Genomic DNA, 25,979 nt, shown 5'->3' on the forward strand with positions numbered 1-25,979 from the left:
AGAACCGTCAACTCCCATAATAATGGGCGATTGCGGGCTATGAGGAGGACGTCGTGCGGGCGGCCGGGGCGGTGTCGAGCGGGCCCGAGACGATGACGGTCGGGCGGGGGCGGAGCAGCAGGTAGTAGCCCGCGCCCGCGACGCTGCCGACGAGCGCGCAGCCCACCCAGACCGCGTCGCGGCCGAGGTGGTCGAGGGTGAGGCCGCCGACCAGCGGGCCCGCGAAGGTCGCGGCGGACCAGGACAGGGTGTACATCCCCTGGTAGCGGCCGCGGGCGGTGGCGGGGGCGAGGTCGGCGACGACCGACATCGAGGCGGGCGCGTGCACGATCTCGCCGAGCGTCCAGACGACGACGGTGAGGGCGTAGAGGCCGACGGAGCCGGCGAAGGCGGTGAGGCCCATGCCCCAGGCGAGCAGGAAGGAGCCCGCGGCGAGCAGGCCCGCGCTGGAGCGGGCGCGCAGCGCGCGGGTGACGGGGATCTGGAGCACCACGATCACCAGGCCGTTGATGGCGGCGACCAGACCGTACTGGCGGGCGGTGAGGCCGTGTGCGCCCATGTCCACAGCGAGGGTGGACGAGCCCTGCTGCATTACGGAGCCCAGGAGGAAGGTCAGGCCGACCAGGGCCATGAAGCGCTGGTCGCGCAGCACGGCCATCAGCCCGACGTGGGGTTCCGAGGGGCCCGACGCCTTCCCGACGTCGGCCGCATGGCCCTCCCACCGCGGCAGCGTCTCCTTCACCTTCGCGAAGACGAGCACCGCGCACAGCACCGTGGTGAAGGCGTCACCGAGGAACAGCCACAGGTAGCCCGCCGAGGCGATGAACCCCGCGGCGGCGGCCGAGACGCCGAAGCCGATGTTGATCGCCCAGTAGTTGAGGGAGAAGGCGCGTACCCGGTCCTCGGGGCGTACGAGATCGGCGAGCATCGCGGACAGCGCGGGGCGGGAGGCGTTGCTGGTGAGGCCGACGAGGGTGGCGACGACGGCGATGGCCAGCGGGTGGGTCACGAAGCCGAGCACCGCGGTGGTGACGGCGCCGCCGAGCTGCGCGACCAGCATCGTCGTACGGCGGCCGATCCGGTCGGCCAGCACGCCGCCGACCACGGCGCCCGCCGCGCCGCCGAGCCCGAAGAGCGCGGCGACCAGGCCCGCGTACGAGGCGGAATAGCCGCGCTGCACGGTCAGGTAGAGGGCGAGGAAGGTGACGACGAAGCCGCCGAGACGGTTCACGAGGGTGCTGGTCCACAACCACCAGAACTGGCGGGGGAGCCCTGAGACCGTCTCCCTCACCGCACGACTCACGGCCGTCACCGCATCCCCCTCAGTCCAGCGTTGGTAATGGTCCCTGCCCTCTCGCGCAGATTACACAGGGCGGCCGACGGGCGCCAGGGGATTTCGATTAGGCTCAGGCCCATGGCTGCTGCTCCGTACAAGCTGATCCTGCTCCGCCACGGCGAGAGCGAGTGGAACGCGAAGAACCTGTTCACCGGCTGGGTGGACGTCAACCTCAACGACAAGGGCGAGAAGGAGGCGGTCCGGGGCGGCGAGCTGCTCAAGGACGCCGGGCTTCTGCCGGACGTCGTCCACACCTCCCTCCAGAAGCGCGCCATCCGCACCGCGCAGCTCGCGCTGGAGGCCGCTGACCGCCACTGGATCCCGGTCAACCGCACCTGGCGGCTGAACGAACGGCACTACGGCGCCCTCCAGGGCAAGGACAAGGCCCAGACGCTGGCCGAGTTCGGCGAGGAGCAGTTCATGCTCTGGCGCCGCTCGTACGACACCCCGCCGCCGCCGCTGGCCGACGGCACCGAGTTCTCGCAGAGCGACGACCCGCGCTACGCCACCATCCCGCCGGAGCTGCGCCCGCGCACCGAGTGCCTCAAGGACGTCGTCGTCCGGATGCTCCCGTACTGGTACGACGGGATCGTCCCCGACCTCCTGGCCGGCCGCACGGTCCTCGTCGCCGCCCACGGCAACTCCCTGCGCGCCCTCGTCAAGCACCTCGACGGCATCTCCGACGCCGACATCGCGGGCCTCAACATCCCCACCGGCATCCCCCTCGCCTACGAGCTCGACGCCGACTTCCGCCCCGTCACCCCCGGCGGCCGCTACCTCGACCCGGACGCTGCCGCGGCGGCCATCGAGGCCGTGAAGAACCAGGGCAAGAAGAAGTAGGAAACGCGATCATGCCTCCCGCCCGCGCGAATGGCGCGGGAGGGAGGCATTTTCACGACCTGGGCGGTCACCCGTCTGCAGGGTGGCTCAATGAGTGCGGGCGGTGCGCTTGCCGAGCAGACCGGCCAGCAGCATGACGAGCACACCGATCCCCACGCCGCAGAACGTCCACAGAATCCGGTAGCCCTCGGCGGAGTAGTCGGAGGGCTGCGTGAGATCGATCAGGACGAGCGCCCCCGCCGCGATGGCCGCACAGTAGAGCGCGTAGTTCAGGAAGCGGATCCCCACCCCGTGCATGAACAGCACGAGCGCGACCACTTCGAGTCCGCGGTCGACGGCGAACAGCCGCAGTCCGTGTTCACTGGTGGGGATCAGCAGCAGCAGGCCGGCCGCGACGGCACCGATCAAGGCGCCGGAGAGGCGCTGCACGGCGAAGAGCGTGCTCTGCTCCAGGCTCGGTCTCAGCGCGATCATGGTCGCGATCGGCAGCCAGAGGCCGTGCGACAGGTTCAGCCCGAACGCGAGCGCGATCGTGCCGGCGATGGCCAGGGCGCGGATCACCGCGAACATGACGACCGGGCGGGTCAGCTTCCGGGGCGACGTGTCGCCGGGGAGTTCCGCGATCGGCTGGGGCTGGTCCCCGCGCCCGAGGATCAGCCATACGAGGAACGCCACCACGATCCACAAGGCGGACCCCCCGGCCCAGGCGACGACCTGGGCCCAGGTGTAGTTGGTGACGCGGGAATGCTGGTGGAGGCTGAACGCGAGCGAGAGCGCCAGGATGAACCAGACGTTGAGCAGCAGGGCGGTCACGAATCTGCGCACCCCGAAAGCGACCGCCAGCCCGGCCACCAGGGTGACGGCGAAGGCGACCAGTACCAGCCAGCCCCAGGCCTCCCCGCCGATGCCGAACCCCAGTGCGGTCAGTCCCGCTCCGATCAGCGCGAAACCGGCGACGTGTGAGGCACGGTGCCCGAAGCCCCCGCCCGGGTCGGCCAGCCAGGCGAACAGCAGACCGAACAACGAGCTGAGCAGGTACTGCTCGTACCCGATCGCCCAGAAGACGATCAGTGGCACCAGCGCGATGTCCAGGAACAGCACCGCTCGCGGCCAGTTCACCTGATCGGGGTGGAGCTCGAACACCTTCGACGCCCAGTCCCTGACCTTCCCCGTGTGAACGGGCTGTCCCTCTGGTGCGCTCGTCCTGGCCATCGTCACCCTCACCGCCGGATATGTCGCCCCTGTTCGGTATTCTCCGATTCCAGCGGCAGCGGCGCAGGGCGACCCGCCGCCCCGGGCCCGGGCCAAGAAGAAGAGGCGGCGCCACGGCATGCCAACGCCCCCTGACCGCCGCGGGTGTTCGCGGGAGGCAGGGGGCGTTGGTGGGCGTGGTGGTTACGGGGCGCAGCCGCCGCATTGGCATGCGCCGCCGGACTGGCATCCGCAGCCGCAGCCTGAGCCGCAGCCGCACGCGCCGAGCAACGGAAGCGGGACCCGGGACTGCGGGGCTCCGTCGAGCGGGGACGGGTCGTGTACGGGCTGTGGTGTGGGGGATTCCTGCATCAGTACACCCTCCTCAGGCTTGCCTACACACCAGTGAACGGCACGGCCAGCAGCGCATCAACGGCGCACGAGGGCACTGCGGCGCCATCCGGCCACCCCGCACGCCCCCGTCCCGCCGTCGGGCTCCGGCCGCGCCCGGCCCGCCGCCCTCCGCCGCCCTCCGCCGAGCGTGAGCGCTACGCGCCCTCGACCTGCGTCGGCGCCGGCGTCATCTCGTCCGCGTGCTCGCCGGTCACCAGGTAGACGACGCGCTTGGCGACGGAGACGGCGTGGTCGGCGAAGCGCTCGTAGTAGCGGCCCACGAGGGTGACGTCGACGGCGGTCTCGATGCCGTGCTTCCAGCGGTCGTCCAGAAGGTGCTGGAAGAGGGTGCGGTGGAGTTCGTCCATACGGTCGTCGTCGGCCTCGAGCTGCAGCGCGTCGTCGACGTCCTTGCTGACGATCACCTCGGCGGCCTTCGCGACCAGCCGCTGGGCGAGCTGGCCCATCTCCAGGATGGTGCTGTGCAGGTCGCGCGGCACGGCGGAGTCGGGGAAGCGCAGCCGGGCGAGCTTGGCCACGTGGCGGGCGAGGTCGCCGGAGCGCTCCAGGTCGGCGCTCATGCGCAGCGACGTGACGACGATCCGCAGGTCGGTGGCGACCGGCTGCTGCCGGGCGAGCAGGGTGATCGCCCGGTTCTCCAGCTCACGCTGGAGGTCGTCGACCTTCTCGTCCGCGGCGATCACGCTCTCCGCGATCTTCAGGTCCGCGTCGAGCAGCGCGGTGGTAGCCCGGCCGATGGCGGAGCCGACGAGCCGTGCCATCTCGACCAGCCCGTCACCGATCGTGTCGAGCTCCTCGTGGTATGCGTCCCGCATCGCGTTCCTTCCCTATGTACAGAGGATTCTCCTCCACGCTGCCACGCTGATGGTCGTACGCGTACCAGCCGCGCACCCGGAGTGAATCACCACCTACGTGAAGGTGAACTCTTGGCAACGTGCGTCCGAGAGGTAGCTCTCAGGGTTGTGATTCGCTTGTCGGACCCACCTAACCTGGGGCTATGGACGTGAACGCGGCAGTCGCCGCAGCCAGTGCGATCGCCGGTCTGCTGACCGGTGTGATCGCCGTGCTCGCGTTCCGCTGGAGCGAGCGGGAACAGGCCCGCCCCACGCGTACCTCCCTGCACACCGACGCGGTACTGCCGCCCGGCGTGGACACCGTGCTCTCGGTGCTGCGCTCGTCGGCTGTCGTCCTCGACGAGGGTGACACAGTGGTGAAGGCCAGTTCCGCCGCATACGCCCTCGGGCTGGTACGCGGCGGCCGGCTGGCCGTCGACCAGATGCTGCAGATGGCCCGCGAGACCCGGCGGGACGGCGAGATACGGCAGGTGGAACTGGACCTGCCACGCCGTGGTGCCGGGCGCGGCGAGGGCCTGGCGGTCTCCGCCCGGGTCGCCCCGCTGGGCTCCCGGCTGGTGCTGCTGCTGGTCGAGGACCTCACCGAGGCCCGGCGGATCGAGGCGGTACGCCGGGACTTCGTGGCGAACGTCAGCCATGAGCTGAAGACCCCCGTCGGAGCGCTCTCGCTGCTCTCGGAGGCCGTCATGGACGCCTCCGACGATCCCGAGGCGGTAAACCGTTTCGCCGGTCGGATGCAGATCGAGGCCACCCGCCTGACCAGCCTCGTGCAGGAGATCATCGACCTCTCCCGGGTCCAGGACGACGACCTGCTCGACGACGCCGAGCCCGTCGCCGTGGACGACCTGGTCGCGGAGGCGGTCGACCGCTGTCGGCACCAGGCCAACACCAAACAGATCACCATGGCCACCGGAACCACCCCTGACCTGCACATCTGGGGCAACCGTGGCCAGCTCGCCGCAGCTCTCGGCAACCTCGTCGAGAACGCGGTCAACTACAGCCCGGCCCGTACCAGGGTCGGGATCGCCGGGCGCCGGATCAACGCCCCGGGCGGGGACCTCATAGAGATCTCCGTGACGGACCAGGGCATCGGCATCTCCGAGAAGGACCGCGACCGGGTCTTCGAACGCTTCTACCGGGTGGACCCGGCGCGTTCGCGGGCCACCGGCGGCACCGGGCTCGGCCTGTCCATCGTCAAGCACGTGGCCGCCTCGCACGGCGGAGAGGTCACGGTATGGAGCGCTGAAGGCCAGGGCTCCACCTTCACCCTGCGGCTTCCCGAGGCCGGGATCGCCCGCGACCGCGCACTGCCGCCCGGCACCGATCCCGAGGCCGAGGCGGACGCCTACGCCGACAACGAGTCGGCCGACGAGCCGTCGGACGACCAGCTCTTCCCCTCTCTCCCCGAACACACCCCCGCCCCGGAGGTCCTTCCGTGACACGCGTACTCGTCGTCGAGGACGAAGAGTCCTTCAGCGACGCGCTGTCGTACATGCTCCGCAAGGAGGGCTTCGAGGTCGCCATCTCGGCGACCGGGCCCGACGCGCTGGACGAGTTCGAGCGCAATGGCGCCGACCTGGTACTGCTCGACCTCATGCTGCCGGGGCTGCCCGGCACCGAGGTCTGCCGCCAGCTCCGGCTCAAGTCCAATGTCCCGGTGATCATGGTCACCGCCAAGGACAGTGAGATCGACAAGGTCGTCGGCCTGGAAATAGGCGCGGACGACTATGTGACGAAGCCGTTCTCCTCGCGGGAGCTCGTCGCCCGCATCCGCGCGGTGCTGCGCCGCCGCGGGGAGCCCGAGGAGATCTCGCCGGCCGCGCTGGAGGCCGGTCCGGTACGGATGGACGTGGACCGCCACGTCGTCACCGTCTCCGGGGGCAAGGTCGACCTGCCGCTCAAGGAGTTCGACCTGCTGGAGATGCTGCTGCGCAACGCGGGCCGCGTGCTGACCCGTATGCAGCTCATCGACCGGGTCTGGGGCGCGGACTACGTCGGCGACACCAAGACCCTGGACGTCCACGTCAAGCGGCTGCGCGCCAAGATCGAGCCCGACCCGGGCGCGCCGCGCTACCTGGTGACGGTCCGCGGCCTGGGCTACAAGTTCGAGCCGTAAGCCGCGGAACCGCACGAGCCGCGGGACCGGCGGCACGGGGAGCACGGGGGAAGCAGAAGGGCCCGGAGGCGGATTCGCCCCGGGCCCTCAGTGCTGCCGTGAACGCTACTGCTTGGTGGTCGTCGTGTCCGTCGGCGTCGCCGTGCCCTTGGGGGTGGCGGTGCCCTTCGGGGTGGCGGTGTCGGACGGCGTGACCCGCGCGCTGGGCGACGGGGCGGCCGTGGTCGGGATCGAGGCGGGGCCGTAGGGCTCCCAGTAGCCGGTCGCCGGGATCACGTTGAGCGGCAGCGCGACCGCGCCCGTGGTGCTGAAGTTGAACACCGCGTTCTGCACGTCGCCGTCCTGGAACGCCTCACCGCTGTTCTCCACGACCGCGGCCGGGTTGCCGCTCCCGCCGAGCAGGACGGAGCCGCCCGCGGGCACGGTGATGGTCTGGCCGCCGTCCGCGCCGACGAGCTTCGCCGGGGTGCCGGAGCCGATCTGCACGGCCTGCAGCGTCTGGTCGGTGGTGCCGTTGTTGAACAGCCGGGCCGAGATGGTGGCCGGGCCGCTGCCCGAGGTCTGGGTGAGGATGACCCCGTTCTGCACCCTGATGTTGCCGACCGTCACGGCCTGGCTGTCCGGGCGCACATGGTTGGTCTGTGCTCCGTTTCCGGCGGCGCATGCGGCAAGCGGGGCGAGCGAGAGCGCGAGTACGGCGGCGAGTGCGCCGCGTCGGAAGCTGCGGACCACGGCGGCGGCATCTCCTTGGCAGGTTCGGAAGCTCTTCCAGCGGCCCGAGGGCCGGTCCGGTCGATCACAACGCCCGGACTGGCCATAGATTACCGAGCCGTTGAGACGCCCACACACCGGGTGGCCCCTCAGCGGCCCCGGCTCACCCGACCGGTGGCAACGTGGCGCCTCTCACAGATTGCATTCCGGCATTCCCGCACGGTGATTACGCGGCCTCCGCCATGATCGACGCGGACGGTTTTCCACGACTGTGCAAAATTGGATCACCTGGCGGCCGGTTCCCGAACGGAGTAGCGAAGATCCACTCGTCCGGGAGAGACAAATGGGGACGTAATGCCCCTTGTTCAGGGTCTCGTGGCGCTGTAACGGGTACGTTTCACCCCCGCCGCATACCCGCTCCCACCTGCGAATACCTCGCCGCAGAGGCACCCTCCAGCACGTCCCGGGGGCCGTTGTCAAGCCCTGAGATATGCCCTGACCTGCGAAAACGCCATTCAGATGAGGCCGTTCCCGTGTTACCCTGGATAGCCACGGAAGGGGTACCTGTCACATGACGTTCAAGGTTGGCGACACCGTGGTCTATCCCCATCACGGGGCCGCGCTGATCGAGGCAATCGAAATTCGCCAGATCAAAGGCGTGGACAAGACCTACTTGGTGCTCAAGGTCGCCCAGGGCGACTTGACGGTACGTGTGCCCGCGGACAATGCGGAGTTCGTCGGCGTACGCGACGTGGTCGGTCAGGAGGGTCTGGACCGGGTCTTCGAGGTGCTGCGCGCGCCGTACACCGAGGAGCCCACCAACTGGTCCCGGCGATACAAGGCAAATCTGGAGAAGCTCGCCTCCGGCGATGTCATCAAGGTCGCAGAGGTAGTGCGCGACCTGTGGCGTCGTGAGCGCGAGCGCGGCCTGTCGGCAGGCGAGAAGCGCATGCTCGCCAAGGCCCGGCAGATCCTGGTCAGCGAACTCGCACTTGCGGAGAACACCAACGAGGACAAGGCCGAGGCGCTGCTCGACGAGGTCCTCGCGTCCTAAGATCCTCGGCGCGCCCACCCGTGCCATCGAGGTTCTCGTTCAGCGACACGACGACTGTCGGCGCACACGCATCCGTACGGGCCCGTACGGATACATCCGCCGCTGACACCGCCGCGACGTACGGCGACGCAACTCCTGCCCCGGAACACTCCGGGGACCACCGCAGCACCCGGTCGGGCATGACGACCGGGTGCTGCGGCATGCTTGTCCACGCGTACGCGTGTACGTGCCGCCCACCGGTGCACCGGGCAGCGCAGCATTCCCACGGACTTCACGGAAGGGGTCCGCAGGAACGCCTCGTGCCCGGCACTCCCCTGGCCTTGGCCGGGGGTACCTCCAGGCGATACCCATCTCATACAAGGACACAAACCTGCGTACCGCAGCAGTCATTCCCGCCGCCGGACGTGGCGTCCGGCTCGGCCCCGGCGCGCCGAAGGCGCTGCGCACCCTCGGCGGGGTGCCGATCCTCGTGCACGCCGTCCGCGCCATGGCCCGCGCCCGCACCGTCTCGGTGATCGTCGTGGTCGCCCCGCCCGAGGACACCGCGGATGTCAGAGCCCTGCTCGACGCCCACGGCCTGACCGAGTCCACCGACATACGCGTCGTCCCCGGCGGCGAGGAGCGGCAGCACTCGGTGCGGCTCGGCCTCGCCGCGCTCCCCGACGACGTCGACGTGGTCCTCGTCCATGACGCCGCCCGCCCGCTGGTGCCGGTCGAGACCGTCGAGGCCGTGGTCGACGCGGTACGCGGCGGCGCCCCCGCCGTGGTGCCGGCGCTGCCGCTGGCCGACACCGTCAAGGAGGTCGAGCCGACCACCCACCTGGTCACCGGCACCCCCGAACGGGCCCGGCTGCGCGCCGTGCAGACCCCGCAGGGCTTCGACCGGGCCACCCTCGCCAAGGCGCACGCGACCGTCACCCGCGACGTCACCGACGACGCGAGCATGGTCGAGCAGCTGGGCGTCCCCGTCCTGGTGGTGCCGGGCCACGAGGAGGCGTTCAAGGTGACACGTCCGCTGGACCTCGTACTCGCCGAGGCCGTACTCGCCCGCAGGAGGGCCACCGATGGGTACTGAGCCGCTCGCCATGCCGCTGCCGCTGCCCCAGGTCGGCATCGGCAGCGACATCCACGCCTTCGAGGAGGGCCGCGAGCTGTGGTGCGCGGGACTGCTCTGGGAGGGCGAGGGGCCGGGGCTCGCCGGGCACTCCGACGCCGACGTGGTCGCGCACGCCGCCTGCAACGCGCTCTTCTCGGCCGCCGGGCTCGGCGACCTCGGCGCCCACTTCGGCACCGGGCGCCCCGAGTGGTCGGGCGCCTCCGGCGTCACCCTGCTCACCGAGGCGGCCAGGATCGTGCGCGACGCGGGCTTCGCCATCGGCAACGTGGCGGTGCAGGTGATCGGGCAGCGCCCCAAGATCGGCAAGCGCCGCGAGGAGGCACAGGCCCTGCTGTCGGCCGCCGTCGGCGCCCCGGTCTCGGTCAGCGCCGCCACCACCGACGGACTCGGCTTCACCGGCCGCGGCGAGGGCCTGGCCGCCGTCGCCACGGCGCTCGTCGTACGCGACCCGGCATCGTCCCCCGGCGGACGGGTGGACGACAATGCCGGTGACCACCCGTACGGCAGGTGAAAGGACCCCTCATGGCCGCCCTCTCCGAGCAGGCACGCGCCCTCATCGACGGCAAGAACTTCGCCACTGTCGCCACCATCCAGCCCGACGGCCGGCCGCAGCTCTCCGTGGTCTGGGTGAAGCGGGACGGCGACGAGGTGCTCTTCTCCACCCTCGAAGGCCGCAGGAAGCACCTCAACCTGGTCAGGGACCCGCGGATCACGCTGCTGGTCTACCCGGCGGACAACCCGTACGCCTACCTGGAGGTCCGCGGCACCGCCACGCTGGTCAGCGAGAACGCTCCCGAGCTGATCGAGGAGCTGAGCCAGAAGTACACGGGCGAGCCGTTCAGGAAGGAAGGCCCCGAGGCCGTCCGCGTCATCGTCCGCGTCGCGGCCGACCGCGTCGTCGAGCACGGCTGAGCGGACCCGCGCGTCCCGCGTAATGTCACCGTTGTGTGTGCCCTGTGCCAGAGGGCACAAGGCACACGCTCCGGGCCACTACCCTAGTTGGCGTGACTATTCGCCTGTACGACACCAACGCGCGCCAGGTCCGTGACTTCGCCCCGCTCACGCCGGGCCGCGTCTCGATCTACCTGTGTGGCGCCACCGTGCAGGCGGCCCCGCACATCGGCCATGTGAGGTCCTACCTCAACTTCGACATCATGCGCCGCTGGTTCCTCCACCGGGGCTACGACGTCACCTTCATCCGCAACGTCACCGACATCGACGACAAGATCATCGCCAAGGCCGCCGAGCAGAACCGGCCCTGGTGGTCGATCGGCTACGAGAACGAGCGCGCCTTCAACACCGGCTACGACTCGCTGGGCTGCCTGCCCCCGACGTACGAGCCGCGGGCCACCGGTCACGTCCCCGAGATGATCGAGATGATGCGCGGCCTGATCGAGCGCGGCCACGCCTACGAGTCCGAGGGCAACGTCTACTTCGACGTGCGCTCGTACGAGGGCTATCTCTCGCTGTCCAACCAGGAGCTGGACAATCTGCGCCAGCCCGAGAGCGAGGGCGAGACCGGCAAGCGCGACCAGCGCGACTTCGCCATGTGGAAGGCCGTCAAGCCCGGCGAGCCGTCCTGGGAGACGCCCTGGGGCCGCGGCCGTCCCGGCTGGCACCTGGAGTGCTCGGCGATGGCCCACAAGTACCTGGGCAGCGCCTTCGACATCCACGGCGGCGGCATCGACCTGATCTTCCCGCACCACGAGAACGAGATCGCCCAGGCCAAGGCGTTCGGCGACGACTTCGCCGCCTACTGGGTGCACAACGCCTGGGTCACCATGAGCGGCGAGAAGATGAGCAAGTCGCTCGGCAACTCGGTGCTGGTCTCCGAGATGACCAAGCGCTGGCGGCCCATCGTGCTGCGCTACTACCTGGGCACCCCGCACTACCGGTCGATGATCGAGTACAGCGAGGAGGCCCTGCGCGAGGCCGAGTCCGCGTTCGCGCGGATCGAGGGCTTCGTCCAGCGGGTCACCGAGAAGGCGGGGGAGACCGTCCCGCCCGCCGCCGACGTGCCGCCCGCCTTCGCCGAGGCGATGGACGACGACCTGGGCGTCCCGCAGGCGCTCGCCATCGTCCACACCACCGTCCGGCAGGGCAACAGCGCCCTCACCGCCGACGACAAGGAAACCGCGGTCGCGCGCCTGGCCGAGGTCCGTGCGATGCTCGGAGTACTGGGCCTCGACCCGCTCGACCCGCAGTGGGTGGGCGGCGACCACGGCGACGACCTGCACGGCGTCGTGGACTCCCTGGTCCGGCTGGTCCTCGACCAGCGGCAGTCGGCCCGCGCCCGCAAGGACTACGCGACCGCCGACGCGATCCGCGACGAGCTGGTCCAGTCCGGTCTGGAGATCGAGGACACGCCCTCGGGCCCGCGGTGGGTGCTCCGAGGGTGAAGCGGCGCCGGTAGGGGCCGACCGGCAGGGCGTCCGCCCCGTCCGCGGATGCGGCCCACCCCCAGTACGTAGTGATGTCTGACGAGTTTGACCGAAGAAGTGAGAGTGCCCCATGGCCGGGAACAGCCAGCGCAGGAACCGCCGTACGTCCAACAAGAAGGGCGCCACGGTCGGCAGCGGCGGGCAGCGGCGCAGGGGCCTGGAGGGCAAGGGCCCGACGCCGCCCGCCGAGGCGCGCAAGGGCCACAAGAAGAACCGCATCGCGAACGCCGCGGCCAAGCGGACAGTCTCGGCGCAGTCCCGCCGCCCGTCGGGCCGCGGCTCCAAGTCCACCTCCGAACTGGTCGTCGGCCGCAACCCGGTGGTCGAGGCGCTGCGCGCCGACATCCCGGCGACCGCGGTCTACGTCCAGCAGTTCATCGAGAACGACGACCGCGTCCGTGAGGCGCTGCGGCTCGCCACCGACCGCGGCGTACCGCTGCTGGAGGCGCCCCGGCCCGAGCTGGACCGGCTCACCGCGGGCCTGAACCACCAGGGCCTGGTGCTGCAGATCCCGCCGTACGAGTACGCGCACCCCGACGACCTGACCGCCGACGCGCACGACAGCCGCGAGGAGCCGCTGATCGTCGCCCTCGACGGCGTCACCGACCCGCGCAACCTGGGAGCCGTCGTCCGCTCGGTCGCCGCGTTCGGCGGACACGGTGTCGTGGTCCCCGAGCGCCGCGCCGCCGGCATGACCGCGGGCGCCTGGAAGACCTCCGCGGGCACCGCCGCCCGGGTCCGCGTCGCCCGCGCCACCAACCTCACCCGCACCCTGGAGGCGTACCAGAAGGCGGGCCTTGTGGTGGTCGGCCTGGCCGCCGACGGTGACGTCGAACTGCACGAGCTGGAAGCCCTGTCGGGCCCGGTCGTCATCGTCGCGGGCAGCGAGGGCAAGGGCCTGTCCCGGCTGGTCGGCGAGACCTGCGACTACCTGGTCCGCATCCCGATGCCGGGCGGCGCCGCGGAATCCCTCAACGCCGGTGTGGCGGCGGGTGTCGTGCTGTACGAGGCGTCGCGCCGGCGCGCGTGACGCGGGGTCCGCGGCCGGTGTGACGTCTGGCTCGGGGCGGGTGTGACGTCCGGCTCGCGGACGGCGTATTTCGGGGCAAGTCAACGGGGTTGACGGGTCTCGGACATCCGGGACGTTCCGAGGCAGTGTCCTAAACGTGTGTCACTCGGTTAGATGAGTGTGGACACCAGAACACCCCGCACTCCCACGGGGGGAGGGTTGCCCGGCTTCGACGAGCCTGCTGCATCGATGAGCATGGCACGAGTGCCGAGCGATCCCGCCCAGGTCATCGTCAACCATGCGAGCTTCAGGGTGCAGCTCGGCGCGACCTCGGCCCGTGCCCTCAGTCTCGACGACACCGCGAGGATCCCCGTCGTACCCCGACACCCCGCGACGGCCGGTGCCGGCGCGGGCCGCCGCAAGCTGGCGCCTGTCGTGTGGTCCGGGCACAGCGCGCCGGGCGATCCGGCCGCAGGAGAGCTGCTGCGCGCGGTCCGCCGCGCGGGCGCCACCGTCGGCGGAGGGGGAGGCGGCGGCGAGCCGATCGCCGGAGCCACCCAGGTGCTGCCGCGGATCGACGAGACGATGACGCGGCCGCCGACAGTGGTGGGCCAGCGGGCGGCGCAGTCGCCCACCGGCCTGCTCAGCGGCGTACGCCCGGCACGCGGCGCCTACGACGAGGACGGACCGGACGAGCCGGAGGTCGGCTGGACCGGCGGCGCGGGCGGTGAGGACGACGGCCGCGAGGCGGAGTTCGACAACCGGCCGCGCAACCGCCGCGGTGAACCCGTACGCCAGGCCTGGTACCCGGGCCACCGGATGAACCTCGGCATCGTGCTGCTGCCGCTGCGCATCTTCCTCGGCTTCGTGTGCATCTACGCGGGCATGGGCAAGCTCTGCGACCCCGTCTACTTCGACGGCGGCAAGCGCGGCTCCATGGTCAAGTGGCTTACCTCGCTGCACCCGTGGGCCCTGGCCGAGCCGCTGCGCGACGCGGCGCTCAACCACCCGGTGGGCGCGGGGCTCAGCATCGCCTTCCTCCAGGTCGTCGTCGGCGTGCTCACCATCTGCGGTCTGTGGCAGCGCGTGGCGGCCGTGTTCGGCGCGACCCTGTCCATCGCCCTTCTGGTGACGGTGAGTTGGCGGACCGTACCGGTCTACGACGCCCCGGACTTCATCTACCTGGCCGCCTGGAGCCCGCTGATCATCGCCGGCGCTCCCGTCTACTCGATCGACGGCCACCTGGCCAGCGACGCCTGGCGGCGGCTCGGTCCGCGGGTCCCGCTGTGGGACCTGCGCCGCCGCGTGCTGCGCCGCGGCGTGGTGCTGGCCACCGTGATCGCCGGTCTGACGCTGATCGTCGGCTCGGTGCTGGGCGCGGCCGTCCGCGCCACCAGCACCCGGCACGACGACCGGCCGGGCCCGACCGTGGCGCCGACCAACAACCTGCCCGGCTCCCCGCTGCCCGAGGTGGCGGGGGACGGCGGCACCCAGGGCGCCTCGCCCTCGCCGTCGGAGTCCGCGCAGGCGAGGAAGAAGCACCACAAGAAGGCCGTCCAGACGCCGGCCACGACGTCCGGCAGCACCTCGACCGGCGGCACCAGCCCGACCCGGGGCCACGGCGGCACCAGCAGCACCACGCCCGGCGGCTCCGGCGGGTCCAGCGGCACCTCGCACGTCCCGGCCCCGCCGCCGCCGACCGCGCAGGCGCCCGCCCCGCCGCCGCCCGCGTCCCCCAAGCCCACCCAGGGCGCGATCGGCGGGCTGCTCGGCAGCCACTCGCCGACCGGGCTGCTGCTCGGGATGGGTCACCAGGGCAGCGACGGCGGCGCCACCGGCACGCCCCCCGGAGGCGCCTGACAGCCCCCCGTCCCCTCCCGCGGTCGGCCCCTGGCGGCGGACCCGACGACGGCGGCCCGTACCGGCCCTTCCCCGGTACGGGCCGCCGTCGTGTGTGCGGTCCGATGGTCTGTCGCCGGTGCCTACTCCCGGGCCGCTGCTACGACTTGAGAGCGCCCAGCTCCTTCGCGGCCTCGGTGAGGTCCTTCGCGGTGTCGATGGCCCGCCAGTAGGCGCCCTGCGGGATCGGGAACCCGGCGAGCCTGCGCTCGCGGGCCAGCCGCGGGAAGGTGGTGCGCTCGTGGTCGCCCAGATCGGGCAGTTGGGCGGCGAAGTCGGGCGCGAAGACGTAGACGCCCGCGTTGATCAGGAAGGGCGACGGGGGCGCCTCGATGAAGTCCATCACCTGGCCGAACTCGTTGGTCTCCACGGCGCCCCACGGGATGCGCGGGCGGGCCAGGGCCAGGGTGGCGGTCGCGTCCCGCTCCTCGTGGAAGGCGGCCATCTCGCGGAGCGAGAAGCGCGTCCAGATGTCGCCGTTGGTGGCGTACCAGGGCTCGTCGGCGCGGGGCAGCGAGGCGGCCGCGTACTTCAGGCCGCCGCCGCGGCCGAGCGGCTGGTGCTCGACGACGGTCGTGACGTTCAGCGGCAGCGGTGTGCTGTCCAGCCACTCCTCGAGCACCTCGGCGAGATGCCCGCAGGAGACGACGGCGTCGGTGACGCCCTCCGCGGCGAGCCAGGCGAGTTGATGGCCGATGATCGGCGTCCCGGTGCCCGGGATCTCGACCATCGGCTTGGGCCGGTCGTCGGTGTAGGGCCGCAGCCGCGAGCCCTGGCCTCCGGCGAGGAGCACGGCCTGGGTGACCGGGGTGACGTCATGGGTGGTGGGGTGGTCGGCGCGCGTCATGCAGCGCACCTTATGCGACGGCGGAGGCGTGGGCCGTCGCGGCGGTCAACGCGTCGAGGTGGCGCGTCGAGGTGGCGGGTCGACGTGGGGGCGTCCGGCGCGGACATGCGTGCGGACGTACGCGCAGACGTACGGGGTGGACGGCCGCGCCGGACGTCCGCACGTACCTGCGCACGTACCGCGTCGGCCGGACGGACCGCGGGGTCCGTCCGGCCGGGCGTGCTCGTTCCGGTACGGGTGCTGGTGCGCGTGCGGGTGCGGGTGCCGCCGCGTCAGCCGACGGAGGCGACGCCGGTCGCGAAGGCCGTGTCGCACACCGGGCGGGACCATGCCTGGGCGCGCTGCGTGGCGCCGTCGTACTTGGCGACGGCGGCCCGGCCGAGCGAGCGGGCGATCGAGGCGCAGTACCGCGCGAGCGACGGCTGGTGGGCCATCGCGACCTGCAGATGGGTCAGGGCCACTCCCGGGTCCTTGTCCTGGAGTTCGGCCAGCAGACGGCGGCGCAGCACCTCCTGCGGCGCCCTGGACACTTCCTTGCCGGCGACCTCGTCCTGCGACTTCGCGGAGGCGGTCAGCACCTGCGCGTCCGAGGATGAGGCGGCCCACGGGACGCGGGTGACGGCGAGCGTTCCCGACAGGACGAGAACGACCGGAAGAACGAGCGCGAATGTCTTGCCGAGACGGCGAGCTACCTGGTTCACGCATCGGATCGTAGCGACTGGTAATGATTTGGCGACATTTAGTCACCCTGACGAGGGAGTGAAATCGCTGAGCCGGGTGTTCGGGTGTTGACGAACATACCCGAAAGGCCGGATATGCGTATGTATTTGTCGACACCGTATACGAGCGAAGCCCGAAGACCCCCGCCGAAGGCCGACGGCCCGGCGGTAGCGGATCGGTGAGGATCCGTACCGCCGGGCCGTCGGCGTGCGCTCTGTCGGCAGGCGCTGGTGCCCTGCCGTGGTGGCGTCAGTCGCTGAGGCGCTCGCCCGAGGAGGTGGCGAAGACGTGCGTCTCACCGGCGCGCGGCACCACGTGCAGCACGGAACCCTTCTCAGGGATGGAGCGGCCGCCGACGCGGATCACGACGTCCTTGTGCTCGCCGCCGACCTCGGCGGAGCCGTAGACGAAGCCGTCGGCGCCGAGCTCCTCGACGACGTTCACCGTCACGGCCAGGCCCGCCGGGGCGTCCTTGGTGAGGGTCTTGGCGGTGTTGTCGCCGTTCACGATGTCGAAGTGCTCGGGACGGACGCCGACGGTCACCGTACGGTCGCCCTTGTCGGCCGCCGCCTGCACCGCGTCACGCTCGACGTTCACGATCGCGTTGCCGAACTTCACGCCGCCGTCGATGATCGGCACCTCGATGAGGTTCATCGCGGGGGAGCCGATGAAGCCGGCCACGAACAGGTTCGCGGGGCGGTCGTACATGTTGCGCGGGCTGTCGACCTGCTGCAGCAGACCGTCCTTGAGCACCGCGACGCGGTCGCCCATGGTCATGGCCTCGACCTGGTCGTGGGTCACGTACACCGTGGTGACGCCCAGGCGGCGCTGCAGGCTGGCGATCTGCGTACGGGTCTGCACGCGGAGCTTGGCGTCGAGGTTCGACAGCGGCTCGTCCATGAGGAACACCTGCGGCTCACGCACGATCGCGCGGCCCATCGCCACACGCTGGCGCTGACCACCGGAGAGCGCCTTCGGCTTGCGCGCCAGGTACTCGGTGAGGTCCAGGATCTTGGCGGCCTCTTCGACCCGCTTGCGGATCTCGGCCTTGTTCACGCCCGCGATCTTCAGGGCGAAGCCCATGTTGTCCGCGACGGTCATGTGCGGGTAGAGCGCGTAGTTCTGGAACACCATGGCGATGTCCCGGTCCTTCGGCGGCAGGTGCGTGACGTCGCGGTCACCGATGCGGATGGCGCCGGCGTTGACGTCCTCCAGACCGGCCAGCATGCGGAGCGAGGTCGACTTGCCGCAGCCGGAGGGCCCGACCAGAACCAGGAACTCGCCGTCCCCGACCTCGATCTCCAGCCCGTCCACGGCGGGCTTGTCGCCACCGGGGTAGATCCGTGTCGCCTTGTCGAACGTGACAGTAGCCATAGCTGTGCTGTCCCTTCACCGGCAGGAACGTGCCGGACGATCCGAGTAAAGGAATGGAGTGGTCCAGTCCACATCAGAGCGGACTCCCGGTGACGCTACCTGGCGTTCCGCTGCTTGTCACCAGCCCACCGCCCCCGATTTTCCCCCCACCCCCCTCCCCCCGCCCGCTACACTTTCCCCCGCGCCTCCTTAGCTCAGCTGGCCAGAGCACCGCTCTTGTAAAGCGGGGGTCGTCGGTTCGAACCCGACAGGGGGCTCAAGGGAAAGGGCCAGGCCGGAGTGTTGTCTCCGGTGCCTGGCCCTTCGTCGTGCCCGAGGGCGTGCCACTCACGTGCCAGTCCAGGGAGCGCTCCACCATGCGGCCCCGGATCAGCGGTCAGGTTCAGCGTCCCCGCTGAGCCTTGCCGCGTGCTTGGCCAACTCGTGTTTGTTGCCGATGAAGGCAGGCCCGCAGCCGGGCGGCAGGCGTTCAACAACCGTGGCGACAGCCGCCTCAGCCGTGGCAGCAGGGCCTACCACCTCTGATCGGGACGGACCTGCAACGAGGAAGCCGCCGCCCTTCAGCGGGGCGATGTAGGGGATGTCCCAGGTCTGCGGATACTCCGTGCACCGGCTGAAGTGCAGTTCCCACATACCGACCCAGGGGGAGAGCTGCCGGAGCCGAGGCTCGGCATACGCAGCCTGCACCAACCTGTGATCCACCCGATCGCTGATGAGCAATTCTTGCCATGCCGACTCGACGGCATCCACCTCTGACGCGCCTTCTGCCATGTCGGCATTGTGTCTGTCGTCAAGCGCCACGGACCAGCCCGAGGCAGGAGGCTCGAAACTGGTCCGATCCCGGTCATGCATCCTCGTGCCTGGGCGACGTGCCCGTGGGGGTCGCACTCCGGATCATGGCGCCGAGGCGATCCGCGATGGCTCGGTCCCGGTCGCTGGTCATGTGCTGATAGATCAGCGCGGCCCGCGTGGTGTTGTGCCCCATCCGCGTCATGAGTTCACGGGTGCTGGCCCCCGCGTTCGACGCCAGGGTGTTGCCGGTGTGACGCAGATCATGAAAGTGCACGTCGCCGGAGACACCCGCCTTCTCGCGCGCGGCGATCCAGTCGTCCCGGAAGTTGCTCCGCCGCAGCAGTCCGCCCTTCGGCCCCTGGAAGACGTGTCCGTCCTGCCCCTTGCTCGCGTAGCGCTCCAGGTGGTGCAGCACATCGGGCAGCAGCTCCGCGGGGAAGGCGACCGGCCGCACGCCAGCGGCTGACTTGGGAGCCTTGTCGGCCAGTTTGCCGCTCTGCATCTCGGACTGTGCCCGACGGACATGGACGACCAGCCTTTCGGTGTCGATGTCCCGGCGCCGCAGCGCCGCCAGCTCCCCGAATCGCAGCGTCGTGAAGGCCGCAACCAGAACCAGGAGCCGGTATCGGTCCAGCACCGCATCAGCAACGGCGTAGACCTCGGCCACGGTGAGGACGGGTCGCTCCGGCACGTCGTACCGGTCGGCGCCCTTGATCCGGCACGGATTGCGGCGGATCAGTTCGTCATCCACGGCCGTGTTCAGGATCGCGCGCAGAAGCTGATACGCCTTGACCATGGTCGGCTCACCAACGCCGTCAGCCAGCAGCCGCGTGCGCCAGGCCCGCACAGCAGGGGTCTTGATGTCGGCGACCGCGCCAGCTCCGAAGGTCGGTTTGATGTGGAGCCGGATCACCGACTCATTGCGTTCCCGCGACCGGTCGGCCAGTTTACGATCCCGTAGCGAGGCGTCCGCGAAGTCGCCGAACCTGACCTTCCCGGCGTCGGGATCGGCCCACTGGCCGCGCGTGATGTCTGCCTCGATCAGGGACAGCGCCACCTCGGCATCCGTCTTGGTGGGGTACGTCGTCTCCGCCGACCGGAGTTGACCCGTCCCCGGGTCGCGGTACCGCACCTGCCAGCGTCCCGAGCGCAGTTGCCGCACGGAGCCGAACCGCCGACGAGAGCCCTTGCCGTTCGTCATCAGGCCACCACCCGCAGACCACGCACGACCGGCGAGACCGTGTTGGCCAGCACCCAGGCGTCCAAGGCGCTCTCGGGGATGCGGACGTGTCGGCCGACCTTGACGAAGGTGATGCGCCGTTCCTCGATCAGGCGCCGGGGGAAGCGCACTCCGGTGCCGAGGCGATCGGCGACCTCCCCAACGGTCAGAAGTCGATCAGCCATGGTCACCACTCCTCATCGTCGGCGAGTTCGGCGAGTGCTTCGCGTGCTGTCTGTCGTCCCTCGGTGATGTCGCGGTGGATCTGTGCGGCGAGCCAGGACTCACCGGGGGTGTGGCCGTGTCCGGCGTAGGCCCAGTGCGCGAGGGTCAGCGTGGAGCCCTCCGGGGTGTCGTCCAGGTCGGGCAGGCACCGTTCCCGGCGTTCCTGGCGGGCGCGGTAGTCGGCGCGGACCTGGCGGAGCGCCCCGAGGGTCGTGCTGTAGTGGCGGGACTTGGTGGAGAAGTGGCCCCGGAAACCGAGCATGTGAGCCCACTGGGCGAGCTTGCGGTCCGGGTGGTCGCCGTCCAGGTCGAAGCAGGCTTCGATCAGGCGCCGGGCATGCAGGGGCAGCGTGGGCAGCTTGTCGAGTTCCGGGAGCTCCCCGATCCGGCGGTCCACCGTGCCGGTGGTCTCGGCTGCTTTGGTGGCGTACTTGGCCACGTACGAGGCCACCGCTTCCTCTGTCAGCTCCTGGCCGTCGCCCGCGGTGCTGCCGATGGGCTTCACGTCGACCTGAGCGCCCCAGCGCAGCACCAACGCAGGGCGGTCACCCGAGGCCGCCACGGGCACGGTCACGCGGGCAGCAGCCGCCGTGATGGCCTCGTGCGCGCGCCCGCGAGGGGAGGCTGGCAGCATGAGCTTGTGCCGAGGCTCGGTAGTTGTCACCGACGGCACCGAATAGCCTGCGCAGGAACCAAGCCGAAGCAGCCGGACAGTCACCAGAGAGGCGCTGCAGTTGTCACACCCGACCGATCGCCGGTGCTCTTGTCACCAGGACGTAGCGTGACGCGCGACGACCTCATTGGCATGATCGGCGAACAGACTCCGGCGTGCGGACCCGCACGCGATGCTTTGATCGCCGGGGGTAACTTCGTCATCTGGGACGGCCTAACCCCCGCCAATCAGCACGCAGGTGTCTTCCGGCGTCGGCTGCGCCGCTCCGAGCAGCGTGGCCACGCGTTCGAGGGCCTTGCCGCCTCCGTCGACATCTTCCAGCAGGCCGGGGACGAACTCCTCCGCGCCGGCTGCATTGAGCCGGTGGACAAGTCGCCGGTGTTCATGATCTTTCTGGACTCTACAGCGACTGCAGTGGTGGCCTGCAATCGCATGCGTCGGCCCACCACCCCGCAGACGCCGGCAGACGCCTCCGAGTGACAACAAACGCGCCTTTGTGGCAACTATCGCGCTTCGGCTCAGAGGTGATCCCGCACAGTCGAGGTCCAAGCGGTGCCTCCGGCGGGCGCGCTCAGGCTCCGAGATGGACCAAGGCCCGGCCGGCGACCGCGCGTTCGTCGTGGGAGGGGTGCGGGAGGTTCCATCCCGCCAGCCATCGACCCGGGCAAGCCGAGCAGTCGCGGCCCAGGGCGTCAAGGTCGTTCGTACAGTGGCGCGCTCCACCTTGACGCCCTGAACCACGCCTGCTCCACAGGAGTGCGGGCCGACGGCAGACGGGATGGGAGCAGGGCAGGTGGCTTGACGTTGAGTCCCGACGTCCGACGAGCTCAGTCCCCGAAGTACACCTACGCATGGTGGGAGTCATCCTGGGGGTCCTGACTCCGCTGACGCGCCAATGACGACGGGCGAGCAGAGAGACGCAGTTCACCGCCCGGATGGAAGTCCAAGGTCACAGCGTCGAGAAGAGTCCCGATCGGCGGGAACTCATCCGGGGTGAGGTGTCTGTCCTCGTCGGTCAACAGCACGAAGTCGATGAACGCCGGGACGTCAGACCGGGGCTCAGTGATGGCGACATCGACGCCGAACCGCCCCCGGTGTCCGATCACCTCGCATCGGACAATCTGGAACTGCCGAAGTCCGCTTGTCGACCAAGGTCGGCTCTCGTCTGTCATGGGTCTTCATCTTCCACGAGCTCGACCTGGCTTGGACGGGCGGGCAGTCCCCGTCTAGTCAAAGCAGCTAGGGACTGTGCGCACATGGACCCCAGCGCCTTTCCGACAGGCCCCCTATCCACCGAAGACGCCAGCAGTTCGTCAACCTCCTGCGCCGCTTCATGGCGCACGAACTCGACCAGTTCGAGTTCCTTGTGACCGAGACCGAGTGCGGACCGGTCTACGCGATCTTCTCGAACAAGCTCCCCGAAGGTTGGCCAGCCGAGGCGTTCAACTCGTTCTAACGCGATCAGGGGCCCGTGCCCCGCGTGCCCGCTGCGTGCCCGTCTGGCGGGTACGCAGCAGGGTCTCACGGGGAACACAAGCGGGCCGTGCACCCCGAGGGCCCTGTACGGGGCCGTACGAGGCCAGCACAGGACCACCGCACTGGTCTTCCAACCAAGTGCCCAACATGCAGCAAGAGAGTATTAGGGAAAGCTAGGACATCCCACGCCCACGCCCTACCCTGCTGCCCAGGGGGTGCATATGAGTGACCGAGACCTATCCGAGTATGAGCGGATGTGGACCCGCGAACGCGACCTGTGGGTGCTCTTTCGAAGCGATACCGGCTACCTGCCCATCCTCAAAGGCAGTCCGCCAATGGCCAAGGTGATCTGCGACCAGGAGCTGGAAGAGCTTGTGGTTTCCAGGATGATCGCCGCAGGAGTGGCAGTCGTAGCCGACCTGGGCGACTGTCAAGCCGTCGGGTGATGTCTCAGCGTGCCACTACCGCGCCAGATGGGGCGGGGAACCACGGGGAACAGAGGCGAACGGCGGGGGACGATCCCGGCGTCAGCTCAGCAAGCCGAAACGCAGGTCACGGGACCGATCGGCTACCCGCTCTTGTAAAGCGGGGGTCGTCGGTTCGAACCCGACAGGGGGCTCTCTGCAATGACCAGGACGAAGCCCCGGACCCATCAAGATTCGGGGCTTCTGCGTGCCGGATGACATCCCGGGCTGACGTCAACGGGGGCGGTCAGCCGAGGCGAGGCGAGGCGACGCTGCGAGGATCGAGCGCACGCCGCAATCGTCGCCGACGGGGGAGGGGCTGCGGAAGTGACTGAGGACGAGGCGATCGAGCAACTGCGGATGATCGCCCTCTCGCAAGCGATCGGGCACTTCACCAGCTCCGACGTCCTCATCCAGGCGGGCCTTGACGCGCTTCTGGCGGGGGCCGATACACCGTCCCTGCCGCTTCTCGCCGGGCTGGGGCGTCGAGAGGGGCCGGAGGCCCATGAGCTGTTCGACCAGGTGGTAGAGGAGCTGGGCTTCACCTTCGAGGAGCTGCCGCCGGATGCCGCGGCAGCCAGGTGGACGGTTGCCTATGTGCTGGCCGAGCAGATCTCGGAAGGGTTTCTGGATCCTGCCGAAGGCGCCGACCTGATCTGGGTGGAGGCTGCCCTGGAGCTGGGTTACCCGGTCGAGTTGCGGCCGTTCGTCCAGTGCGCCATGGAACTGGCCGACTGGGACGAGGAATGGAGTCGGCCGGTGGACGAGATCCGCAAGCAGGCGCTGCAAGCCGCCCGCGAGTTCTTGGACAACCGGCCGCCGACCACCACGTAGCTCTGAGGTGCCGAGCGTCATGGAACTGGATCGGGCGAAGGTCTCGCCCGCCCGGGCGCTTGGGTCTCTGCCGTCCGGCACACATTCAGCACACCTCGCGCCTGGCGTGGCACGGGAGGCGACCGCGCCCGACTCCGCCCCCGCAGGAGTCGGGCACGTTCGGGCAGGGAAGGAACCACCGCAAAGGGGAGCGGGGGGCGTATGAGTGCTGAGCTCTTGATGGCCGGGAGTGCGACCGTCATCGCGCTGGGGTCGTTGTGGGTGTCGGTCGTGCAGTCCCGAAGTACGATCCGGCACAACCGGGAGTCGGTGCGGCCGCTGATCCAGTTGAGCCAGGTGCGGCACACGCCCGACCGCCGGGCGGGTCTGCGGGCGGTCAACGCGGGGCTCGGGCCCGCGCTCATCACCAGCACCGAGGTGTATTTCGACGGCGCACACGTGGGGCAGTGGAATCTGTCGGCGTTCCGCCACGTCTTCGCGGGCGCGCCGCGGGAACCGGCGATCTCGGCGCTCTTCACCGGCTGCACGGTGCTCACCGGCAAGAACACGTATCTCCTGCTTCTCGACCCGTACGACGACACCGCCGACGCCTGGTTCTGGGACGTGGTCGCCAACCGGCTGCGGATCGAGATCCACTACGAATCCCTCTACGGCGGCGAGGACTTCCACGCGGTGCCGCCGCCGCTGTGACGCTCCGCCGGTGGGCGGCGGTGCCGGATGCGGCGTTTGTGGTACGGCGTCGGCTTGTGTCCGGCATCCTCTGTGTATGTACGCGGCGGGCCGCGGGTGCGGGCCGTGGGGGGCTTGATTCGCCGTGACGTGGGTGGGGGGAAGTGCCGGTGGGTGTGCGGGCGAGGGTGCTGGCCGTGTGGGTGGTGGTGCTGTGTGCGGCGGCGTTGCTGCCGGGGGCGGCGGGGGCCGACACCGGAGGTGTGCCCTGGTCGTACCGGGCGATCAAGGGGAACGCGGGGGAGTGCCTGGCGATCTCGGCGTCGGGGTACGACTTCACGTACTCCTGGACGACGCAGGACCCGGTCTGCCGGCCCAAGGTGGCGTTCGACGAGCACTCGTTCCAGGTGTGGCAGTACCTGCCGCAGACGGACAACCCGTCGATCGCGTACGTACACCCGCAGGAGGGGCCCTACCAGGTCACCATGCCGGGCATCGGGCTGTACGGCGTCACCATCAGCTCCAGTGATCCGCGGGGGACCTGGTTCCCCGCGACGACCGGGCTGGTCGCCGTGGGCACCGACAGCGACGGCGACATGGTGCCCGACGCGATGGATCGCTGTCCCACGGTGCCCGGCGTGGACCAGGACGGCTTTCCGATGATCGACGACCCGGACCGGATGGGCTGCCCCCACCGTGCGCTCGTGGTCGACGCGGGGACGGACATCGCACTGTCCGGGCAGGACACCACCACCCTCAAGGGCACGGCCGTCGAGGACGAGCTGCCCCCCGGCGGCTCGCTGAGCAGCGAATGGTCCACGGTCTCCGGGCCCGGGAGCGCGGTCTTCGCGAACCCCGCGTCGCCCGGCTCGGCCGTTTCCTTTCCGGCGCCGGGCCGGTACGTACTGCGGCTGACCGCCTCCGACGGCCAACTCACCGCCCACGACGACCTCGTGGTCACCGTCACCGAGCGGTACCGCGTCGAACTGCGCGCCTGGATACCGCAGCCGCGCGTCGTCGACCCGGTCCACCCGATACCGGAACCCATGCTGCACATCAACAGCATCGACTCCCTGCACGCGTGCGGCCCCGTGCCCGGCCCGCTGTGGCAGTCCTCCACCTTCCGCGGCGACAACCACCGCGGCTTCGACGGCAATTACCGGGGCCGGGTGTGGGCGGAGTTCACCTGGGACGGTACGGCCGTCTCCGCGGTCACCTTCACGCAGGACCCGGTCCAGCTCTTCGGTGTCACGCACCGGGACTTCGTGATGGAGCCCGTCGGGGGCGTGGCCAGGACGTGCACCGAGTCCGCGCGCGCCACGCAGGCGGCGACCGTCACCCCCGTCGGCACCACCGGCCTCCACCTCGACCTGCACACCTCCAACCCCCTGGTCGACTGGTTCCCCCGGATCGGACACGCGCCGGCCATCGACTCCGACCTGTGGATCAGCTTCCCGTCCCGCAGCCGGATCACCTTCACCGCCAAGACCGACGAGTTCCCCGACCACGGCTTCCGGGCCTGGCGCAACGGCAAGCCCTTCTACACCCGCGCCGTCAACCAGGCGGCCTGCGTGAACACCGTCGGCCTCAGCGGCGCCTGGAACCTCTTCCAGCGCCTCACCTCCCAGACCAACAACGGCACTTGGACCAGCGGCACCCGCGCCGCCCCGCACACCTACGACAGGGTCTGCACCTGAGCGCTGG

The 25,979-nt window shown here is 70.2% G+C and carries 26 protein-coding genes, 1 tRNA gene and 1 pseudogene; 16 read left to right on the forward strand and 12 right to left on the reverse strand.

The genetic code is table 11. The features are described 5' to 3' along the window. Window positions 1-37: 37 nt before the first annotated feature. A complete protein-coding gene (locus AB0M29_RS24005) occupies window positions 38-1,312 on the reverse strand; it encodes an MFS transporter (protein ID WP_365385795.1) in 1,275 nt (424 codons plus the stop codon). Window positions 1,313-1,414: 102 nt separating this feature from the next. Here AB0M29_RS24005 and AB0M29_RS24010 point away from each other — a divergent pair, with 102 nt between their 5' ends. Then, on the forward strand, window positions 1,415-2,176 hold the full coding sequence (locus AB0M29_RS24010) for a phosphoglyceromutase (RefSeq protein WP_365385798.1): 762 nt from the start codon (window positions 1,415-1,417) through the stop codon (window positions 2,174-2,176). Window positions 2,177-2,263: 87 nt separating this feature from the next. On the opposite strand, the gene AB0M29_RS24015 is transcribed toward AB0M29_RS24010, so the two are convergent. Both AB0M29_RS24015 and phoU read right to left on the reverse strand, forming a co-directional pair. After that, entirely contained in the window at window positions 2,264-3,295 is a 1,032-nt protein-coding gene (locus tag AB0M29_RS24015; protein WP_365385800.1) for an FUSC family protein, read from the reverse strand. Between the two features lie 620 nt (window positions 3,296-3,915). Further along, complete coding sequence (phoU, locus tag AB0M29_RS24020) at window positions 3,916-4,596, reverse strand: phosphate signaling complex protein PhoU (RefSeq protein WP_365385802.1); 681 nt, start codon at window positions 4,594-4,596, stop codon at window positions 3,916-3,918. Between the two features lie 182 nt (window positions 4,597-4,778). On the opposite strand from phoU, the gene AB0M29_RS24025 reads away from it, so the two are divergent. After that, complete coding sequence (locus tag AB0M29_RS24025; RefSeq protein ID WP_365385804.1) at window positions 4,779-6,074, forward strand: ATP-binding protein; 1,296 nt, start codon at window positions 4,779-4,781, stop codon at window positions 6,072-6,074. Next, entirely contained in the window at window positions 6,071-6,751 is a 681-nt protein-coding gene (locus AB0M29_RS24030) for a response regulator transcription factor (protein WP_093716893.1), read from the forward strand. Before AB0M29_RS24025 ends, AB0M29_RS24030 begins: the two co-directional genes overlap by 4 nt. A gap of 105 nt (window positions 6,752-6,856) precedes the next feature. Here AB0M29_RS24030 and AB0M29_RS24035 read toward each other — a convergent pair whose 3' ends face one another. After that, the gene (locus AB0M29_RS24035) at window positions 6,857-7,483 is read right to left on the reverse strand and encodes a DUF461 domain-containing protein (protein ID WP_365385806.1); all 627 of its coding nucleotides are present in this window, start codon (window positions 7,481-7,483) and stop codon (window positions 6,857-6,859) included. Between the two features lie 550 nt (window positions 7,484-8,033). On the opposite strand from AB0M29_RS24035, the gene AB0M29_RS24040 reads away from it, so the two are divergent. From AB0M29_RS24040 to AB0M29_RS24070, 7 genes are all read left to right on the forward strand, one after another. After that, window positions 8,034-8,516, forward strand: coding sequence for a CarD family transcriptional regulator (locus tag AB0M29_RS24040; protein ID WP_033174074.1), 483 nt, complete (start codon window positions 8,034-8,036; stop codon window positions 8,514-8,516). Window positions 8,517-8,859: 343 nt separating this feature from the next. Next, a complete protein-coding gene (gene ispD, locus AB0M29_RS24045; protein ID WP_365385935.1) occupies window positions 8,860-9,591 on the forward strand; it encodes a 2-C-methyl-D-erythritol 4-phosphate cytidylyltransferase in 732 nt (243 codons plus the stop codon). Further along, window positions 9,581-10,144 carry a 2-C-methyl-D-erythritol 2,4-cyclodiphosphate synthase gene (gene ispF, locus AB0M29_RS24050; RefSeq protein WP_365385809.1) on the forward strand — a complete coding sequence of 188 codons (564 nt, stop codon included), beginning with the start codon at window positions 9,581-9,583 and terminating at the stop codon, window positions 10,142-10,144. Before ispD ends, ispF begins: the two co-directional genes overlap by 11 nt. 11 nt (window positions 10,145-10,155) lie before the next feature. Then, on the forward strand, window positions 10,156-10,545 hold the full coding sequence (locus tag AB0M29_RS24055) for a PPOX class F420-dependent oxidoreductase (RefSeq protein WP_365385811.1): 390 nt from the start codon (window positions 10,156-10,158) through the stop codon (window positions 10,543-10,545). Window positions 10,546-10,637: 92 nt separating this feature from the next. Beyond that, on the forward strand, window positions 10,638-12,032 hold the full coding sequence (gene cysS / locus AB0M29_RS24060; RefSeq protein ID WP_365385813.1) for a cysteine--tRNA ligase: 1,395 nt from the start codon (window positions 10,638-10,640) through the stop codon (window positions 12,030-12,032). Between the two features lie 112 nt (window positions 12,033-12,144). Beyond that, window positions 12,145-13,104, forward strand: a complete 960-nt coding sequence (gene rlmB / locus AB0M29_RS24065; RefSeq protein ID WP_365385815.1) for a 23S rRNA (guanosine(2251)-2'-O)-methyltransferase RlmB — start codon at window positions 12,145-12,147, stop codon at window positions 13,102-13,104. A gap of 153 nt (window positions 13,105-13,257) precedes the next feature. Beyond that, the gene (locus tag AB0M29_RS24070) at window positions 13,258-14,943 is read left to right on the forward strand and encodes a DoxX family protein (RefSeq protein ID WP_365385816.1); all 1,686 of its coding nucleotides are present in this window, start codon (window positions 13,258-13,260) and stop codon (window positions 14,941-14,943) included. Between the two features lie 139 nt (window positions 14,944-15,082). Here AB0M29_RS24070 and AB0M29_RS24075 read toward each other — a convergent pair whose 3' ends face one another. The 3 genes from AB0M29_RS24075 to ugpC form a co-directional block, all read right to left on the reverse strand. Further along, complete coding sequence (locus tag AB0M29_RS24075; RefSeq protein WP_365385818.1) at window positions 15,083-15,829, reverse strand: nucleotidyltransferase family protein; 747 nt, start codon at window positions 15,827-15,829, stop codon at window positions 15,083-15,085. Between the two features lie 272 nt (window positions 15,830-16,101). Further along, the gene (locus tag AB0M29_RS24080; RefSeq protein WP_365385820.1) at window positions 16,102-16,530 is read right to left on the reverse strand and encodes a hypothetical protein; all 429 of its coding nucleotides are present in this window, start codon (window positions 16,528-16,530) and stop codon (window positions 16,102-16,104) included. A 268-nt stretch (window positions 16,531-16,798) separates the two neighbouring features. After that, window positions 16,799-17,923, reverse strand: a complete 1,125-nt coding sequence (gene ugpC / locus AB0M29_RS24085; RefSeq protein WP_365385823.1) for a sn-glycerol-3-phosphate ABC transporter ATP-binding protein UgpC — start codon at window positions 17,921-17,923, stop codon at window positions 16,799-16,801. A gap of 183 nt (window positions 17,924-18,106) precedes the next feature. Here ugpC and AB0M29_RS24090 point away from each other — a divergent pair. Next, window positions 18,107-18,180, forward strand: a tRNA-Thr gene (locus tag AB0M29_RS24090). A gap of 112 nt (window positions 18,181-18,292) precedes the next feature. Here AB0M29_RS24090 and AB0M29_RS24095 read toward each other — a convergent pair. The 4 genes and pseudogenes from AB0M29_RS24095 to AB0M29_RS24110 form a co-directional block, all read right to left on the reverse strand. Further along, the gene (locus AB0M29_RS24095) at window positions 18,293-18,694 is read right to left on the reverse strand and encodes a DUF6193 family natural product biosynthesis protein (protein WP_365385824.1); all 402 of its coding nucleotides are present in this window, start codon (window positions 18,692-18,694) and stop codon (window positions 18,293-18,295) included. A gap of 73 nt (window positions 18,695-18,767) precedes the next feature. Beyond that, window positions 18,768-19,916 carry a tyrosine-type recombinase/integrase gene (locus tag AB0M29_RS24100; RefSeq protein WP_365385826.1) on the reverse strand — a complete coding sequence of 383 codons (1,149 nt, stop codon included), beginning with the start codon at window positions 19,914-19,916 and terminating at the stop codon, window positions 18,768-18,770. Continuing rightward, window positions 19,916-20,119 carry a helix-turn-helix domain-containing protein gene (locus tag AB0M29_RS24105; RefSeq protein WP_365385829.1) on the reverse strand — a complete coding sequence of 68 codons (204 nt, stop codon included), beginning with the start codon at window positions 20,117-20,119 and terminating at the stop codon, window positions 19,916-19,918. The genes AB0M29_RS24100 and AB0M29_RS24105 overlap by 1 nt, the downstream gene beginning before the upstream one ends. A 2-nt stretch (window positions 20,120-20,121) precedes the next feature. Continuing rightward, window positions 20,122-20,760: pseudogene (locus AB0M29_RS24110) on the reverse strand (replication initiator); the annotation flags it as partial. Window positions 20,761-20,940: 180 nt separating this feature from the next. Here AB0M29_RS24110 and AB0M29_RS24115 point away from each other — a divergent pair. Further along, the gene (locus AB0M29_RS24115; protein ID WP_365385831.1) at window positions 20,941-21,312 is read left to right on the forward strand and encodes a hypothetical protein; all 372 of its coding nucleotides are present in this window, start codon (window positions 20,941-20,943) and stop codon (window positions 21,310-21,312) included. 365 nt (window positions 21,313-21,677) lie between these two features. On the opposite strand, the gene AB0M29_RS24120 is transcribed toward AB0M29_RS24115, so the two are convergent. Beyond that, window positions 21,678-22,004, reverse strand: coding sequence for a hypothetical protein (locus AB0M29_RS24120; RefSeq protein WP_365385834.1), 327 nt, complete (start codon window positions 22,002-22,004; stop codon window positions 21,678-21,680). A 525-nt stretch (window positions 22,005-22,529) separates the two neighbouring features. Here AB0M29_RS24120 and AB0M29_RS24125 point away from each other — a divergent pair. The 4 genes from AB0M29_RS24125 (at window position 22,530) to AB0M29_RS24140 (ending at window position 25,972) form a co-directional block, all read left to right on the forward strand. After that, window positions 22,530-22,754, forward strand: coding sequence for a hypothetical protein (locus AB0M29_RS24125; RefSeq protein ID WP_365385835.1), 225 nt, complete (start codon window positions 22,530-22,532; stop codon window positions 22,752-22,754). A gap of 345 nt (window positions 22,755-23,099) precedes the next feature. Next, entirely contained in the window at window positions 23,100-23,606 is a 507-nt protein-coding gene (locus tag AB0M29_RS24130; RefSeq protein WP_365385838.1) for a hypothetical protein, read from the forward strand. Window positions 23,607-23,807: 201 nt separating this feature from the next. Further along, a complete protein-coding gene (locus tag AB0M29_RS24135) occupies window positions 23,808-24,296 on the forward strand; it encodes a hypothetical protein (RefSeq protein WP_365385841.1) in 489 nt (162 codons plus the stop codon). 149 nt (window positions 24,297-24,445) lie between these two features. After that, window positions 24,446-25,972, forward strand: a complete 1,527-nt coding sequence (locus tag AB0M29_RS24140) for a hypothetical protein (RefSeq protein WP_365385843.1) — start codon at window positions 24,446-24,448, stop codon at window positions 25,970-25,972. The last annotated feature ends 7 nt before the right edge of the window (window positions 25,973-25,979 follow it).

Origin of the sequence: Streptomyces sp. NPDC051976, from assembly GCF_040680795.1 — a bacterium.
Lineage (GTDB): Bacteria > Actinomycetota > Actinomycetes > Streptomycetales > Streptomycetaceae > Actinacidiphila.

What these genes read in the sequence shown, in the direction of transcription:
- AB0M29_RS24010 (WP_365385798.1), top strand. Translation starts at nt 1,415, where the DNA reads ATGGCTGCTGCTCCGTACAAGCTGATCCTGCTCCGCCACGGCGAGAGC.
- phoU (WP_365385802.1), bottom strand. Translation starts at nt 4,596, where the DNA reads ATGCGGGACGCATACCACGAGGAGCTCGACACGATCGGTGACGGGCTG.
- AB0M29_RS24025 (WP_365385804.1), top strand. Translation starts at nt 4,779, where the DNA reads ATGGACGTGAACGCGGCAGTCGCCGCAGCCAGTGCGATCGCCGGTCTG.
- AB0M29_RS24040 (WP_033174074.1), top strand. Translation starts at nt 8,034, where the DNA reads ATGACGTTCAAGGTTGGCGACACCGTGGTCTATCCCCATCACGGGGCC.
- ispF (WP_365385809.1), top strand. Translation starts at nt 9,581, where the DNA reads ATGGGTACTGAGCCGCTCGCCATGCCGCTGCCGCTGCCCCAGGTCGGC.
- AB0M29_RS24055 (WP_365385811.1), top strand. Translation starts at nt 10,156, where the DNA reads ATGGCCGCCCTCTCCGAGCAGGCACGCGCCCTCATCGACGGCAAGAAC.
- rlmB (WP_365385815.1), top strand. Translation starts at nt 12,145, where the DNA reads ATGGCCGGGAACAGCCAGCGCAGGAACCGCCGTACGTCCAACAAGAAG.
- AB0M29_RS24070 (WP_365385816.1), top strand. Translation starts at nt 13,258, where the DNA reads ATGAGTGTGGACACCAGAACACCCCGCACTCCCACGGGGGGAGGGTTG.
- AB0M29_RS24075 (WP_365385818.1), bottom strand. Translation starts at nt 15,829, where the DNA reads ATGACGCGCGCCGACCACCCCACCACCCATGACGTCACCCCGGTCACC.
- ugpC (WP_365385823.1), bottom strand. Translation starts at nt 17,923, where the DNA reads ATGGCTACTGTCACGTTCGACAAGGCGACACGGATCTACCCCGGTGGC.
- AB0M29_RS24095 (WP_365385824.1), bottom strand. Translation starts at nt 18,694, where the DNA reads ATGGCAGAAGGCGCGTCAGAGGTGGATGCCGTCGAGTCGGCATGGCAA.
- AB0M29_RS24100 (WP_365385826.1), bottom strand. Translation starts at nt 19,916, where the DNA reads ATGACGAACGGCAAGGGCTCTCGTCGGCGGTTCGGCTCCGTGCGGCAA.
- AB0M29_RS24105 (WP_365385829.1), bottom strand. Translation starts at nt 20,119, where the DNA reads ATGGCTGATCGACTTCTGACCGTTGGGGAGGTCGCCGATCGCCTCGGC.
- AB0M29_RS24120 (WP_365385834.1), bottom strand. Translation starts at nt 22,004, where the DNA reads ATGACAGACGAGAGCCGACCTTGGTCGACAAGCGGACTTCGGCAGTTC.
- AB0M29_RS24125 (WP_365385835.1), top strand. Translation starts at nt 22,530, where the DNA reads ATGAGTGACCGAGACCTATCCGAGTATGAGCGGATGTGGACCCGCGAA.
- AB0M29_RS24135 (WP_365385841.1), top strand. Translation starts at nt 23,808, where the DNA reads ATGAGTGCTGAGCTCTTGATGGCCGGGAGTGCGACCGTCATCGCGCTG.